13 protein-coding genes are annotated in these 14,343 nt (G+C 57.9%); 6 read left to right on the top strand and 7 right to left on the bottom strand.

Going from position 1 to position 14,343, the window contains the following annotated elements:
* Nucleotides 1–28 precede the first annotated feature (28 nt).
* A complete protein-coding gene (locus AAFM31_RS12995) occupies nucleotides 29–844 on the bottom strand; it encodes an SDR family NAD(P)-dependent oxidoreductase (RefSeq protein WP_341708353.1) in 816 nt (271 codons plus the stop codon).
* A gap of 17 nt (nucleotides 845–861) precedes the next feature.
* Complete coding sequence (locus AAFM31_RS13000; RefSeq protein WP_341708354.1) at nucleotides 862–2,334, bottom strand: NAD(P)/FAD-dependent oxidoreductase; 1,473 nt, start codon at nucleotides 2,332–2,334, stop codon at nucleotides 862–864.
* An 83-nt stretch (nucleotides 2,335–2,417) separates the two neighbouring features.
* Between AAFM31_RS13000 and AAFM31_RS13005 the strand changes: the two genes are divergently transcribed.
* The gene (locus AAFM31_RS13005) at nucleotides 2,418–3,026 is read left to right on the top strand and encodes a TetR/AcrR family transcriptional regulator (RefSeq protein ID WP_341708355.1); all 609 of its coding nucleotides are present in this window, start codon (nucleotides 2,418–2,420) and stop codon (nucleotides 3,024–3,026) included.
* 85 nt (nucleotides 3,027–3,111) lie between these two features.
* On the opposite strand, the gene acnB is transcribed toward AAFM31_RS13005, so the two are convergent.
* Nucleotides 3,112–5,706, bottom strand: coding sequence for a bifunctional aconitate hydratase 2/2-methylisocitrate dehydratase (gene acnB / locus AAFM31_RS13010; protein WP_341708396.1), 2,595 nt, complete (start codon nucleotides 5,704–5,706; stop codon nucleotides 3,112–3,114).
* Between the two features lie 361 nt (nucleotides 5,707–6,067).
* Between acnB and AAFM31_RS13015 the strand changes: the two genes are divergently transcribed.
* Nucleotides 6,068–6,520 carry a DUF1289 domain-containing protein gene (locus AAFM31_RS13015; protein ID WP_341708356.1) on the top strand — a complete coding sequence of 151 codons (453 nt, stop codon included), beginning with the start codon at nucleotides 6,068–6,070 and terminating at the stop codon, nucleotides 6,518–6,520.
* A 7-nt stretch (nucleotides 6,521–6,527) separates the two neighbouring features.
* On the opposite strand, the gene AAFM31_RS13020 is transcribed toward AAFM31_RS13015, so the two are convergent.
* Entirely contained in the window at nucleotides 6,528–7,388 is an 861-nt protein-coding gene (locus tag AAFM31_RS13020) for a universal stress protein (protein WP_341708357.1), read from the bottom strand.
* Between the two features lie 148 nt (nucleotides 7,389–7,536).
* On the opposite strand from AAFM31_RS13020, the gene AAFM31_RS13025 reads away from it, so the two are divergent.
* From AAFM31_RS13025 to AAFM31_RS13035, 3 genes are all read left to right on the top strand, one after another.
* A complete protein-coding gene (locus AAFM31_RS13025; protein ID WP_341708358.1) occupies nucleotides 7,537–8,148 on the top strand; it encodes a tRNA-(ms[2]io[6]A)-hydroxylase in 612 nt (203 codons plus the stop codon).
* A 69-nt stretch (nucleotides 8,149–8,217) separates the two neighbouring features.
* Complete coding sequence (locus AAFM31_RS13030; protein ID WP_341708359.1) at nucleotides 8,218–9,081, top strand: transporter substrate-binding domain-containing protein; 864 nt, start codon at nucleotides 8,218–8,220, stop codon at nucleotides 9,079–9,081.
* 140 nt (nucleotides 9,082–9,221) lie between these two features.
* Complete coding sequence (locus AAFM31_RS13035; protein ID WP_341708360.1) at nucleotides 9,222–10,697, top strand: PLP-dependent aminotransferase family protein; 1,476 nt, start codon at nucleotides 9,222–9,224, stop codon at nucleotides 10,695–10,697.
* 75 nt (nucleotides 10,698–10,772) lie between these two features.
* On the opposite strand, the gene AAFM31_RS13040 is transcribed toward AAFM31_RS13035, so the two are convergent.
* On the bottom strand, nucleotides 10,773–11,729 hold the full coding sequence (locus AAFM31_RS13040) for a LysR family transcriptional regulator (protein WP_341708361.1): 957 nt from the start codon (nucleotides 11,727–11,729) through the stop codon (nucleotides 10,773–10,775).
* Between the two features lie 169 nt (nucleotides 11,730–11,898).
* Here AAFM31_RS13040 and AAFM31_RS13045 point away from each other — a divergent pair, with 169 nt between their 5' ends.
* Complete coding sequence (locus tag AAFM31_RS13045; RefSeq protein ID WP_341708362.1) at nucleotides 11,899–13,110, top strand: acyl-CoA dehydrogenase; 1,212 nt, start codon at nucleotides 11,899–11,901, stop codon at nucleotides 13,108–13,110.
* 170 nt (nucleotides 13,111–13,280) lie between these two features.
* Here the strand turns inward: AAFM31_RS13045 and infA are convergent, their stop codons facing one another.
* Nucleotides 13,281–13,499, bottom strand: coding sequence for a translation initiation factor IF-1 (infA, locus tag AAFM31_RS13050; protein WP_080050557.1), 219 nt, complete (start codon nucleotides 13,497–13,499; stop codon nucleotides 13,281–13,283).
* 130 nt (nucleotides 13,500–13,629) lie between these two features.
* On the bottom strand, nucleotides 13,630–14,337 hold the full coding sequence (locus AAFM31_RS13055; protein ID WP_341708363.1) for an arginyltransferase: 708 nt from the start codon (nucleotides 14,335–14,337) through the stop codon (nucleotides 13,630–13,632).
* Nucleotides 14,338–14,343: the final 6 nt, after the last annotated feature.

Raw genomic sequence — 14,343 nt, forward strand, 5'->3', positions numbered from 1 at the left:
ATTAAGATCCTTTGCATCAGGTGGGTGTTTATTCGTCTTTGGTAGCCAGACCCGCCAGCAGACGCCAGTAATTGACCGGCATCAGGCGCTCAAGCCAGGACAGAATGCGTGCGTCGTTGCCCACCAGTACTCGTGCCTTGTTGCGCTGAATACCGTTGAGAATGATCTGCGCTGCCTTGGGGGGCGGCATCCGAAGCAGGCGGTTCGCTCGGTCGAGCTTCTTCTGCTTGTCTGCGTCGCTGGCGTCTTCCGGTGAGCGCGCACTGGTTGCAATCGCCGTCGCAACACCGCCCGGGTGAACGACAGTAACACCCACGTTGCTATCGAGTAGTTCCAGGCGCAAGGCGTTTGAGAAGCCCCGAACTGCGAACTTGCTTGCACAATAGGCGGTCTGGCCAGCGGGTGTGATCAGGCCGAACAGGCTGGAAATATTGACGATGCGTGCCTCAGGGCGCTGTTTGAGCAGCGGCAGGAATGCGCGGCACATGGTCACGACCCCGTCGAAATTGATGGACATCAGCCAATCGAAGTTTTCCACGCTCACTTGATCAAAGTTACCGCCCAGGGCCACACCAGCGTTATTGATCAGCAGATCGACGCTGCCGTGCTCGGCGACGACCGCAGCCGGCAGTGCTGCAACCGCGGCGCGATCCGATACGTCCAGCGGGTGCTCGCTGACGCGCACACCCATTGCCCGCGCCTGCGCCGCAGTTTCCGCGAGCGAGTCCGGGTTTACGTCTGCTAGCGCCAGATTACAGCCGGTGCGCGCCAGGGCATTGGCTAGCGCACGTCCGATGCCGCTGCCTGCACCGGTCAGTACTGCTACACGATCTTTGGTCTGCATTTCGTCTGTTTTCCTTATTATTGAAACTGCATCACGCCGTCGTCGATACGGCTGTATTGAATGGTGAACTTATCTTTGAGGTAGTTCTGATTGACCTGCCAGGGCGCGCGGTCTCCCTGTTTTGGCAGCACGTTGGCCGCGCGCTGAACGTACCCTGAAGTGAAGTCGAGGAAGGGTTGTTCCTGAACGGATGCATCGCGACGCACTACCGCAGTCCGGTAGTTGTACTTGTCCATATAGCGCAGCAGCCGACAGGTATAGCTGGCGGTCAGCTCGGCCTTCAACGTCCAGGAGGCATTGGTATAGCCAAAGGTGACGATCATGTTCGGCACGTCACTGAGCATCATGCCTTTGTATGACATACGTTCATTGAACGGCATTGGCGTGCCGTCGACGGAAACGGTCACATCGCCCAATGCGTTTACCTTCAGGCCGGTCGCGGTAACGATGATGTCGGCCTCCAGCGTCTCGCCAGAACTGAGGCGGATACCGTTCTCGGTGAAGCTGTCGATGGTATCGGTCACGACGCTGGCACGGCCTGCGCGCACATCGCGGAACAGGTCGCCATCAGGCACCGCGCAAACGCGTTGGTCCCAAGGCTTGTAGTCCGGGGTGAAGTGCTTCATATCGACATCGCCGATCTGCGTCTTGACCATGTGCAGGACGCGCTCCTTGAACTGCTCCGGGCGATTGCGTGCAATGCGGAAGAAGAACTGAGTAAGAAAAACGTTTTTCCAGCGCGTCAGCGAGTGCGCAGTCTGCAGTGGTAGCCATTTCTGCAATGATTGCGCTATCCCGTCGCGCTGGGGGCGGGTTACCACATAGCTGGGCGTCCGTTGCAGCATGGTAACGTGCGCCGCCGTTTTGGTCATCGCCGGCACCAAGGTGACCGCGGTGGCACCACTGCCGATTACAACGACGCGCTTACCCTTGTAGTCGAGATCTTCCGGCCAGAACTGAGGATGGAGGATCTGCCCCTTGAAGGCCTTTTCGTTAGGGAATTCAGGACGGTAGCCTTCGTCGTAGCTGTAGTAGCCTGAGCAGGAGAGCAGGAAGCGGGCTTCGTAGCGTTCCTCATGCTCAGCGCCAGACTCATCCGTAGCCAGGGCGACGATTTCCCAACGCGCCCGCTCGCTTGACCAGTTGGCTGAGATCACACGGCGCTGGAAACGGATGTTGTGAATGGCGCCGGAGTCTTCGGCGATTTCCTCGATATAGCGCTTGATGTCGGGGCCGTCAGCGATGGACTTGCGGTTGGTCCAGGGCTTGTAGCTGTAGCTGAGCGTGTACATGTCGGAGTCAGAGCGGATGCCGGGATAGCGAAACAGATCCCAGGTGCCACCGATCGCTTGGCGACGCTCGAGGATCAGGTAGCGTTTGTCAGGGCATTGGGCACTCAGCGCGTGGGCCGCGCCAATGCCTGAGAGGCCTGCGCCGATGATAAGGACGTCCAGTGGTACAGGTTCAAATGCTTGTTGTTCTTGTGTCATTGTTGTTTCCCGTAACGTGGGTAGTGGTGACAATCTAGATTGTCATATACTCTTTGGCAATCCTTGTTGTCAGAATTCACTGCATGAATACAGCTACCTCAGTCAAACGTCGCTATCGCGGCTCCTCCACCGAAGAGCGCAGAGCGTTGCGTCGTCAGCAGCTTATCGACGCTGCTACCCAGATCTATGGTGAGTTTGGTTATCGCCATTCCGGTGTCAAACAAGTGTGTGATGCCGCAGGGCTAACTCAGCGTTACTTCTATGAATCATTCGGCCACAGCGACGAGTTGCTGATTGCGTGCTACGAGCAGGCCGCTCGCAAGGTGCGCGAACTCAATATGGCCGCTGCCCAGGCTGCGGGAGAGGACCGGATGGAGCGCAGCAGGGCGATGCTGCATGCGTATTTCAGCTACCTGCGTGACAACCCCAAGCTGGCTCGTCTGTTATTTGTCGACATTCGGGGTATCAGCCCTGCAGTCGACGAGGCGATCGACCAGGCACTGAAGGCAAGCAGTGAGGACATGACCCGCGCGCTCGCGCATCCGGGCGAGCACTTCGATGAAATGCTCCAAGCCGGCATTCTTGGCGGGGTTATTCATATCGCTCTGCACTGGATGGCGAGCGGCTATGCGCACTCGGTGGAGACGGTGACAGAAACGGCGCTCAAGCTTGGAGCTTCGCTGTTGGAATAAGGCCTAAGCCCTTACCTGGTAATGGCGCGCTGACAAACAGCCAAAAAAAAGCCCCGCTAGTGCGGGGCTTTTTTCGGGTCAGCTATCAGAGCTGTGCGACCGGGATGGACGCAGCGGCTTTCTGGTAGGACTCGATTTCGTTGAAGTTCATGTAGCGATAGACATCGCTCGCCATGCTGTCGATCTGCGCGGCGTATTCCATGTATTCCTCAACGGTCGGCAGCTTGCCCAGAATGGACGCAACCGATGCCAGCTCGGCAGAAGCCAGGAAGACGTCAGCGCCATCACCCAGACGGTTCGGGAAGTTCCGTGTGGAGGTGGAGACAACAGTCGACTTGGCAGCAACACGCGCCTGGTTACCCATGCACAGCGAGCAGCCCGGCATTTCCATACGAGCGCCGGCCTTGCCGTAGATGCCGTAGTAGCCTTCTTCGGTCAGCTGGTACTGGTCCATCTTGGTCGGCGGAGCCAGCCACAGACGAGTCGGGATGGCACCCTTGTTCTTCTCGAGCAGCTTACCAGCAGCGCGGAAGTGGCCGATGTTGGTCATACAGGAACCGATGAATACTTCGTCGATTTTCTCACCAGCAACGGTGGACAGCAGACGAGCGTCATCCGGATCGTTCGGCGCGCACAGTACCGGCTCTTTGATGTCGGCCAGATCGATTTCGATCACGGCAGCGTACTCGGCGTCGGCGTCGGCAGACATCAGGCTCGGGTTGGCCAGCCATTCTTCCATTGCCTGGGCGCGGCGCTCCAGAGTGCGCGGATCCTGATAGCCGTTGGCGATCATCCAGCGCAGCAGGACGATGTTGGACTTCAGGTACTCGGCAACAGACTCTTCGCTCAGCTTGATGGTACAGCCGGCAGCGGAGCGTTCTGCGGAGGCGTCAGACAGCTCGAACGCCTGCTCTGCAGTCAGATGATCCAGACCTTCGATCTCGAGAATACGGCCGGAGAAGATGTTCTTCTTGCCTTTCTTCTCGACAGTCAGCAGACCTTCCTGAATGGCGTAGTAGGGGATCGCATGAACCAGGTCACGCAGGGTGATGCCGGGCTGCATCTTGCCTTTGAAGCGAACCAGAACGGATTCCGGCATGTCCAGCGGCATAACGCCGGTGGCAGCAGCAAAAGCGACCAGACCGGAACCGGCCGGGAAGGAGATGCCCATCGGGAAGCGGGTGTGAGAGTCACCACCGGTACCAACGGTATCGGGCAGCAGCATGCGGTTCAGCCAGCTGTGAATGATGCCGTCACCCGGACGCAGCGCAACACCACCACGGTTGTGGATGAAGTCAGGCAGAGTGTGGTGGGTGTTGACGTCGATCGGCTTCGGATAGGCTGCGGTGTGGCAGAAAGACTGCATTACCAGGTCAGCAGAGAAGCCTAGGCACGCCAGGTCTTTCAGTTCGTCACGGGTCATCGGACCAGTGGTGTCCTGAGAACCAACGGTGGTCATCTTCGGCTCGCAGTAGGTGCCGGGGCGGATACCCTCAACGCCACAGGCCTTACCAACCATTTTCTGAGCCAGGGTGTAACCCTTGCCAGTGTCAGCCGGTTGCTCAGGCTTGCGGAACAGGTCGGAAGCACCCAGACCCAGTTCAGCACGGGCCTTCTCGGTCAGACCGCGGCCGATGATCAGCGGAATACGGCCGCCAGCGCGTACTTCGTCCAGCAGCACCTGAGTCTTCAGTTCGAAGGTGGTGATGACGTCGTCAGTACCGTGCTTGCAGACCTTGCCTTCGTACGGGTAAACGTCGATGACGTCGCCCATGTTCAGGTTGGTGCAATCGAATTCGATCGGCAGAGCGCCGGCGTCTTCCATGGTGTTGTAGAAGATCGGAGCGATCTTGGTGCCGAAGCAGAAGCCGCCAGCACGCTTGTTCGGTACGTAAGGAATGTCGTCGCCGAAGAACCACAGAACCGAGTTGGTTGCAGACTTACGGGAAGAACCGGTACCCACAACGTCACCAACGTAGGCAACCGGGAAGCCTTTGGCCTTGGCGTCTTCGATCTGCTTCAGCGGACCTACAGCGCCCGGCTCGGACGGCTCGATGCCATCACGGGCCATTTTCAGCATGGCCAGCGCGTGCAGCGGGATGTCAGGACGGGACCAGGCATCCGGTGCAGGAGACAGGTCGTCAGTGTTGGTTTCGCCCGGAACCTTGAAGACGGTCAGGGATACTTTGTCCGGTACAGCAGGCTTGTTGACGAACCATTCGCCATCAGCCCAGGACTGCATTACGGCCTTGGCATTAGCGTTTCCAGCCTTGGCTTTCTCGGCAACGTCGTGGAACGCATCAAACATCAGCAGGGTGTGCTTGAGTTGTTCAGCTGCGGTAGCGGACAAGGCAGCGTCGTCCAGCAGCTCGACCAGAGTGGCGATGTTGTAACCGCCCTGCATGGTGCCCAGCAGCTCAACCGCGCGCTCTTTGGTCAGCAGCGGGGAGGTTGCTTCGCCCTTGGCGATAGCGGAGAGGAAACCGGCCTTGACGTAGGCGGCTTCGTCAACGCCCGGCGGGACGCGATTGGTGAGCAGGTCAAGCAGAAACGCTTCTTCACCTGCCGGCGGGTTTTTCAGCAGTTCAACCAGACCTGCAGTTTGTTCGGCGTTCAGCGGCTGAGGAACGACGCCCTGAGCAGCGCGCTCTTCAACGTGTTTGCGATAGGCTTCAAGCACAGTTATTACCCTCATCAGTCTGTTCCACTCGTGGCGGAACGATCATCCTTTCGGACTCCGGGAAGCACTGAATAAGCATCTTGGCCAAGGGAGTTATTCAGTGCTTCCCTAAAGTGTGCCGACAATAAGACTGTTACAGACGTCTGCCCGTTCTGGTGGGGGGCAACCTGGGTAACTGATGGCAGATACGTAACGGGTTGCGGGCGAACGCCTGAAACACAGCCCTAACGGCGGGCTGATTCTACAGGATGCGGAGCGCAAAGTTAAGTTGCAGCGCGGTTGTATCCCGTGTGAGTCAGTTGGCTGGGCCTGCCGGTGCGCCTCGTCTATCATGCTGCCTTTATCTAGAGCAGGTTGACGTATGGCGAACAAGGCCGCCTATTTCAGTAAAACACCCTGTGTTGGGCTGTGCTCCACGGTTTACGGGGATCAGGTCTGCCGCGGATGCAAACGATTCAGTCACGAGATCGTTGACTGGAACCGGTACAGCGAGAGCCAGCGTGCCGCGGTCTGGTTACGGCTTGAGCAGTTGCTTGAGCAAGTCATCCAGGCTCGGGTCGAGCTGATCTCGGCCGTGAAACTTGAGCAAGCGCTGGAAAGTCGGAAAGTAGCGGTGGATGCTGCAATGCCGCTGGCCATGAAGGTCTTGCGCCTGGTATCCCGGCTTGGTGATGAACCGCTGGAATCTGCTGGGCTCAGGGTTCGTGGTGAGTGGGGCGGCATGACAACCCGTCAGCTCCGTGACGAGGTGGATCAAACGTTTTTCGCTTTATCGCAGGCCTACTACGACCGGCGGATGCCGCCGGTCGCGTAAAGCCAGCTTACTTCTCCAGCAGTGACTCAAGGTGAGCTAGCGTGTCCTCTGGCTTGAGCACCAGAACGTCACTGCCCAACTGATCGAGCACGACCTCAGCGGTATTGCCAATCAGCGCGCCAGCCAACCCCTTGCGAGCGACGGTGCCGATAACGGTTACGCTTGCGCCAATCTTGCTGGCAACGTCCGGTACCAGAAAATCCGCAGGGCCTTCGGCGATGTGCAGGTGTGCCGCGTCAATGCCGTACTGGTCGGTGTATTGGCCAGCCTTCTCCAGATAATCGGCGGCAATGCGTTCCTTCAGCTGATAGTCCGGATCGGCAGAAGAGAGCATCGGCGCAGGGTGTGCACTGACCAAATGGAGTTGACCTCCGACCATCTCGGCGATGTCGGCCGCGTGGCTGACAATGGTGTCGTGCAGAATGTGGTGCTGATCATCGTGGTTGCCCACGTCGACGGCTGCCAGCACGTTGCCTTTCAGCCAGCTATCACCAGTCTTGACCATCAACACCGGAGCAGGGCAGTAGCGCAGGAGTTTCCAGTCATCAGGTGTGAGCAACGCCTTGCGCAACGGATTGTCAGGACGATGCTGCTTGACGACCAGATCACACCCTTCGCGAGTCACCGCCCGGCAGATGGTGTCGGTGAGATTGTGGTGCCAGTCCTGAGTAACGCTGCAGCGAACACCCTTGGCGTCTTGTTCAACGCGCAGACGCGCCAGAAGGTCGCTGTAGTCCTGGCGATCCTCGCACACCAGAAGATGCAACTCGCATTCGATAAAGCCCGCAATGAGGCTGGCGCGAGTGAGTGCAACCTGCTCCTCCTGGGTTGGGTCGATAACCACTAGAATGCGTTTGACGGCTTGCATGCTGTTCTCCCTGTCTTCATTTTTTTAACGTTTGTGACCGTTGAATTCAATGTAGTTCTTTTTTGCCGACATTGTGTTGATCCAAGTCTATTCGGGCTGCTGATGGTGCCTCGCAGCGGGTATACTGCGCGGCGTGACGAATTTACTTATGACGGACGCCATGCTGCCCGAAGAACTGCTTGCCTTTCTGCCCTGCAGAACCCCCGATGCCTGGATTGAGCAGGCGCTGACTCATCCCGAAGAGCTACTGATAGATCACGCGAATTGTGAGAAGAAAGCCGCCTCTACCGCGCTGATGCTGATGTTCCGTTATGTGGACAAACCCGATTTGCTGCAGAAAATGTCGCGCCTGGCCCGGGAAGAGTTGCGGCACTTTGAGCAGGTCACGGCCATCATGCTCAAGCGTGGTATCCGTTACCGCGGACTCTCGGCCAGTCAGTATGCGCAGCGGTTGCGGCAGCACGTGCGCACCACAGAGCCCGGTAGGCTAGTCGATACGTTGATTGTTGGTGCCTTTATCGAGGCGCGCTCGTGTGAGCGGTTCGCCAAGCTCGCGCCACATCTGGACGAAGAGCTGGGCGATTTCTATCGTTCGTTACTCAAGTCTGAGGCGCGGCATTATCAGGATTACCTGCGGTTGGCCAAGGCTTACGCTGACGAGCCGATTGAAGAGCATGTGGCGCGCTTTGCCAGCGTTGAGCGTGAGGCTATTTTCGCTGATGATGCTGAATTCCGTTTCCACAGTGGCGTTGCGGCCTGAACACTGAACTCTCAGGTGCGCAGGTGGGTCATTACTCGGCGCGTTCTGTTTTCTCAGCAAGGGATTGATATGTTCAAGTCGGCTATTTTGGGTAATTCCCGTCTATCTTCAGTGCTTCGTGCCTGCGCTGCGACTGCTTTGCTGGTAAGCGGCTTTACCCATGCGGCGGTTGAAAGCAGCTGTGAACGCATCGTGGTGACGGGCAACCCGGATTATCCGCCGCTGATTTGGGCTACCGAGGGCGATGAAAAACTGACCGGCGTTGCTGTCGAGATGCTGCAGTTGGCACTGAAGGACTCAGGGATTGCTGTCGAGCTGATTGACCTGGGCTCCCGGTCCAAGGCGTTAGAGGCGGTAGAGGCTGGTCAGGTGGACGTGATGGCTGGCGTATTTCTCTCGCGAGAGCGCTTAAGCGCACTCGACTTTGTATACCCGGCAATCATGGACGTGCCGAGCGTATTTTTCGTGCGTAGGGGTTCCGCTTTTCCCTACAGCGGCTGGCAGGACTTGCAAGGCAAGCGCGGCGCCGCTCAGCAGGGGAGTCGCTTCGGTCTGTCATTTGATACTTACGCGGCTGACCACCTGCAGCTGCAACGGCTGAGCAGCGGCGAATCCGCGCTGCGCAAACTGCTTGCGGGTCAATTGGACTATGTGGTGCTTGAACGCTATCAGGGGTTGGCACTGGCGCAACAGATGGGCGTTGATGCGCAGCTGGATACGCTCGAGGGCTCCTTTATTAATGCGCCACTGTACCTAGCAATTTCTCACAATTCCGTATGCAACTCTCCGGCATTGCGCTCCGCGCTTGCGCTGGGAATGCAGGAGCTGGCGCAACGAAACCAGGCTAGCCGCCTGCTCGACAAGTACCGCCAGTTCTGGGCCGCTCCGTTTCAGCCGACAGCAGAGGCCGTGGAGATTCCCGTCTCTGAGTAGCAAGCGCATTGCTCGGATTTTGAACAGATATCCATCTGCTAATCTGTACTGGTCAACTGTACTGCATCTGTAGCTGTTATGGCGGCAATACAGTGCGCTAGTGTGAGCGATTAGATGAAGCTCTGTCGGAGGAAGCCAGCATGACCAGTCTGCTCTACCAAAAAATTGCACGGCAGCTGGCAGAGGATATTCAGAAGGGCGTCTACCGACCGGGAGAGCGAGTGCCCTCAGTGCGCAAGCTCAGCACCCAGAAAGGAGTCAGCCACGCCACCGTGCTGCAGGCGTACGCTACGCTCGAAGATCAGGGACTGATTCATGCCCGTCCGCAGTCCGGCTATTATGTCCACCAAACCCCCGCACTGACTGCACCGACCCCGCAAATTGCCAAGGTCGAGGCGCCCTATGCAGTTACCCGTAGCAGCATCATCACTGAAATTCTTTCGCAGGCGCGTCGCGAAGGCGTGATCCCGTTGGGGGCTGCGGTGCCGTCCAGCGAATACCTGCCGCTGCGCGCACTGCATCAGCAGATGAGCAAGGTAACGCGCTTTCATAGCCAGCAGGCCTTCAGCTATACCTTCAGCCCGGGTTACGAACCATTGCGGCGACAGGTGGCAATACGCATGCGTGATGCCGGCGCAATGGTGGATCCGGCCAATGTGGTGATTACCAATGGCTGCGTTGAAGCGCTGCAACTGGCGCTGCGGGCGGTGACTCGCCCTGGCGACCTGATTGCCACCGAATCTCCAAGCTATTACGGGCTGGTTCAGCTCTGCCAGCTGCTGGATCTCAAAGTAGTTGAGATTCCGACTGACCCCGACAGCGGCCTCAGCCTGGAGGCCCTGCAACGCGCACTCGATAAGTGGCCGATCAAGGCGCTGGTGCTGACGGCGAGGGCTGGCAACCCGATGGGGGCGACTATGCCGGAGGGGCGCCAACGCAAGCTGGTGTCGATGATGGCGCAGCGGCAGCTGACGATTATTGAGGACGACATCTACGGCGAGCTGATGTTTGATCATGGACAGTCCAAGGCGCTGAAAGCCTTCGACTGCTCTGATACGGTCATCTATTGCTCCAGTTTCTCGAAAACCATTTCACCTGGGGTGCGCACAGGCTGGTTGGTGACGCGGCGCTATCAGGAGGCGATCGAACAACTGCAGACGTTTACCACGCTGTCGGCGTGCAGCGTCAGCCAGATGGCTGTCGCCGCGTACCTTGAGAACGGAGGGTATGACCGGCATCTACGGCATATTCGCCAGGAGTACTGCAAGAACCTGAGCCAGTTTCAACTGGCGGTCCAGCAGTACTTCCCAGAAGGGACGCAGATCACACGCCCCAAGGGTGGCTTTATCCTTTGGGTCAGCTTGCCGGGCGGTGTAGACACACTGACGCTGTTCAATCGTGCCATGGAGCATGACATCAGTATTGCACCCGGCGTGGTGTTCAGTAACTCGGATCAGTTCAACCACTGCCTGCGCTTGAACTGCGGCATCCCCTGGAATCGTGCGACTGAGCAAGCGGTAATGACCCTGGGCGTCCTTGCTCGGCAGTTGATTATGGAAACTGCGCGTTTCGAGGGCGAGGCAGCAACAAGCAATGAAAAGACGTTTTCCTTTTAAATCATTTGGATAACGCTCATTCCTAAAGCAAAAAGGCCTGCGTAAGCAGGCCTTTTTTGCTGCGACGAAGTTGGCTTACTGGCCCGCAGCAGCAGCCGCGTTGGCACTCTCGCGCAGTTTCTGGTGTTCACGAGTCAGTTTCTGCGACAGCTCGATAATCTGCTCACGCATCCAGCGGTTGGCCGGGTCCTGATCGGTGCTTTCGTGCCAAAACAGGTGCGTTTCGATGGCCGGCACATCCTCAATCGGCAGCGTGGTCCAGTGCAGATTGTGGCGTTGAGCAAAGCGTTCGTGCACGGTCATGATTAGGTCGGTGGATTCGAGCACCAGCGGGGCCATCTGATAATGCTGTGAACGCATGACTACACGACGTTGAATGCCCATCTTGCCGAGCGCCAAATCAACATGGCCAAGACCATTGCGGCGGCTGGAGATGTGGATGTGTGACTGGGCCAGGTAGTCGTCCAGCGTGATCTTGTCTTTCTTCGCTAGCGGATGGCCCTTGCGCATAACGCAAACGTGGCGATCCTCGAACAGCTTGACATGGCGCACCTGGGTATCGGTGTTCAGTGGGGCGTCGATGGCGAAGTCCAAGCGGCCAGCAGCCAGCTCTTTGGTGGTTTCGCGGCGCTTGATCAGAAAGCTGTCGATGTTGATATTCGGAGCCGAGCGGCGGATGCGCGAAGCCAGGTGCGGCAGGATAACGGCCTCGGTGAGGTCGGTCATGCTGATGCGATAGGTCTTGGTTGCCTGCTCGGGTACAAAGCTGCGGCTTTCCTGCACCGAAACACGAAGCAACTGCAGTGCGTTGCGGACCGGTGTAATGATGTTCTGCGCCATCGGCGTGGGCACCATGCCTTGGGCGGTGCGCACGAACAGCGGGTCATTGAAGGTTTCACGCAAGCGGGCGAGGGCGTTACTGACCGCCGGTTGAGTGATGCCGACAATCTGGCCAGCCCTTGTCAGATTGGCTTCTGTATAGATCGCGTCAAAGACAATGAACAGATTCAGATCGACCTTACTGAGGTTCATCGCAACTTCCTTTCGTTAATTGACTCAAGTCGAGACAAGGCAGTTCAGCAGAAGGGCCAAGTATATATCGCTTATGAATGTTAATACACGGCAAAAATAGGTTAGATAAATCCATTTGCCTCATCTAGCATTTTCTTCGTCGATACCCAACCAAACAAAGGCAATTACTATGGATTTCGGATACTCCCCCAAGGTCAAAGAGCTGCGCGAGCGCGTGGACAGCTTCATGCAGGAGCACGTGTTCCCGGCCGAGCACATCTTTAACCAGCAGGTGGCAGAAGGCGACCGCTGGCAGCCCACCGCCATCGTTGAAGAGCTGAAAGTCAAAGCCCGCGCTGCCGGTCTGTGGAACCTGTTCCTGCCTGAGTCCGAGCTGGGTGCTGGCCTGACTAACCTCGAGTACGCGCCGCTGGCTGAGCTGATGGGCCGTTCTGGCCTGGCTTCCGAAGCGTTCAACTGCAGCGCGCCGGACACCGGCAACATGGAAACCATCGTTCGCTACGGTTCCGAAGAGCACAAAGAAAAGTGGCTGAAGCCCCTGCTGGCTGGTGAAATCCGTTCCTGCTTCGGCATGACCGAGCCGGGCGTTGCGTCTTCCGACGCCACCAACATGCAAGCCAACGCTCGCCGCGAAGGTGATGAGTGGGTCATCAACGGTCGTAAGTGGTGGACTTCCGGCGCTTGCGATCCGCGCTGCAAGATCATGATCTTCATGGGCCTGACCAATCCGGATGCGCCGCGTCACCAGCAGCACTCCATGATTCTGGTACCGATGGACTCTCCCGGCGTCAAAGTGATTCGTCCGCTGCCGGTCTTCGGCTACGACGATGCGCCGCACGGTCACGCTGAAGTCGTGCTGGAAAACGTCCGCGTTCCGTACTCCAACGTCCTGCTGGGCGAGGGTCGCGGCTTCGAGATCGCTCAGGGTCGCCTTGGCCCGGGCCGTATCCACCACTGCATGCGCTCGATCGGTGCCGCTGAGCGCGCACTGGAGCTGATGTGCAAGCGTTCCGTTGAGCGTGAAGCATTCGGCAAGCGTCTGGCTCACCTGGGCGGCAACATTGATCTGATCGCCCAGTCGCGCATCGAAATCAATCAGGCTCGCCTGCTGACCCTGAATGCGGCGTACATGATGGATACCGTGGGCAACAAGATCGCCAAGAGCGAGATTGCCCAGATTAAGGTGGTTGCACCTAACGTTGCCTTGAACGTCATTGATCGCGCCATTCAGATGCACGGCGGTGCTGGTGTATCCGAAGACTTCCCGCTGGCCTACATGTACGCCATGCAGCGTACTCTGCGCCTGGCTGATGGTCCGGACGAAGTACACCGTGCGGCGATCGGCAAACTGGAAGTCGGCAAGTACATGCCGCGCAAGTGATGGCTGTGCAGTAAAAAAGACCCGCTCTCCGGAGCGGGTTTTTTATTGCCTGCCGGAACAGGTAAAACGCAGGAGCAACAACGCGCACCCGAGCAGCTCGGATGAGATGGATTCTGGGTGGCGTTGCGATCAGCCGGGCGAGGAGGGGTGCCCGGCGAGGTGCTGCGGTATCAGCGGGCGCGGTAGGTGATGCGACCCTTGGTCAGGTCGTAGGGGGTCAGTTCGACACGTACCTTGTCACCAGTCAGGATGCGGATGTAGTTCTTGCGCATCTTGCCTGAAATGTGGGCAGTCACGACGTGGCCGTTTTCCAGTTCAACGCGGAACATGGTGTTCGGCAGGGTGTCGATGATGGTGCCTTCCATTTCAATGCTGTCTTCTTTTGCCATTAAGCAACGACCTCTCGGGGTGGATTCTGGGTGGGCGATTGGATGGTTACCCACAAAAAAGGTGGCCAATTGTGCCTGAAAACAGCACATGAGCCAAGGTTGGCTGGCAATTTTTACCGTTTATGTCTGTTCAGGTCAGGCGAACCCAGCGCTGGTTGACCAGCATCTCGAGGGGGCGATACTCGGTCTTGTAGCTCATCTTCCTGCAGTTCTTGATCCAATAGCCCAGATAGACGGCCTCCAGGCCTTGCCTGCGAGTCTCCTCAATCTGCCAGAGAATGGCAAAGCGACCGAGGCTGCGACGGGTTTCATCAGGATCAAAAAAGGTATAAACCGCGGATAGGCCGTTACTCAACTGGTCGGTTACAGCGATAGCAAGCAGGCGCCCCTCGTGCCGGAAGGCATAGAAACGACAAAAGCCCCAGTCTTTAGCCAAGAAGGACGCGAACTGGTCTCTGCTTGGCGGGTACATGTCGCCATCGGCGTGTCGAGCGCAGATGTACCGTTCATACAGCGCGTAGATCTCGTCTGTCAGCTCAGGCTTCAGTTCAACAACCTGAAGATCCCTATTACGCTTCAGAATGCGCTTTTGGGCCGAGCTGGCCGTAAAGGCGTCGACCGGAATTCGGGCGGGAATGCAGGCGCTGCACTGTTTGCAGTGTGGGCGGTACAGGTGATCGCCGCTGCGTCGGAAGCCAAGTTCGGACAGCTGACTGTAGGTCTCCAGATCGATCGGCTGCTGGGGGTCAAGAAATAGCGTGGTCGCTCTCTCCTCCGGCAGGTAGCTGCAAGGGTGAGGGTGCGTTGCGTAAAACTTGAGTTGCGACAGGTCGGTCATGGCGTC

It is taken from the genome of Halopseudomonas sp. (genome assembly GCF_038130085.1).
Lineage (GTDB): Bacteria > Pseudomonadota > Gammaproteobacteria > Pseudomonadales > Pseudomonadaceae > Halopseudomonas.

Bases quoted from the DNA above. Each gene is read 5' to 3' on its own strand.
- AAFM31_RS12995 (WP_341708353.1), bottom strand. From the start codon at position 844: ATGCAGACCAAAGATCGTGTAGCAGTACTGACCGGTGCAGGCAGCGGC.
- AAFM31_RS13020 (WP_341708357.1), bottom strand. From the start codon at position 7,388: ATGCAAGCCGTCAAACGCATTCTAGTGGTTATCGACCCAACCCAGGAG.
- AAFM31_RS13055 (WP_341708363.1), bottom strand. From the start codon at position 14,337: ATGACCGACCTGTCGCAACTCAAGTTTTACGCAACGCACCCTCACCCT.
- AAFM31_RS13025 (WP_341708358.1), top strand. From the start codon at position 7,537: ATGACGGACGCCATGCTGCCCGAAGAACTGCTTGCCTTTCTGCCCTGC.
- AAFM31_RS13030 (WP_341708359.1), top strand. From the start codon at position 8,218: ATGTTCAAGTCGGCTATTTTGGGTAATTCCCGTCTATCTTCAGTGCTT.
- AAFM31_RS13000 (WP_341708354.1), bottom strand. From the start codon at position 2,334: ATGACACAAGAACAACAAGCATTTGAACCTGTACCACTGGACGTCCTT.
- AAFM31_RS13045 (WP_341708362.1), top strand. From the start codon at position 11,899: ATGGATTTCGGATACTCCCCCAAGGTCAAAGAGCTGCGCGAGCGCGTG.
- infA (WP_080050557.1), bottom strand. From the start codon at position 13,499: ATGGCAAAAGAAGACAGCATTGAAATGGAAGGCACCATCATCGACACC.
- AAFM31_RS13040 (WP_341708361.1), bottom strand. From the start codon at position 11,729: ATGAACCTCAGTAAGGTCGATCTGAATCTGTTCATTGTCTTTGACGCG.
- AAFM31_RS13015 (WP_341708356.1), top strand. From the start codon at position 6,068: ATGGCGAACAAGGCCGCCTATTTCAGTAAAACACCCTGTGTTGGGCTG.
- AAFM31_RS13035 (WP_341708360.1), top strand. From the start codon at position 9,222: ATGACCAGTCTGCTCTACCAAAAAATTGCACGGCAGCTGGCAGAGGAT.
- AAFM31_RS13005 (WP_341708355.1), top strand. From the start codon at position 2,418: ATGAATACAGCTACCTCAGTCAAACGTCGCTATCGCGGCTCCTCCACC.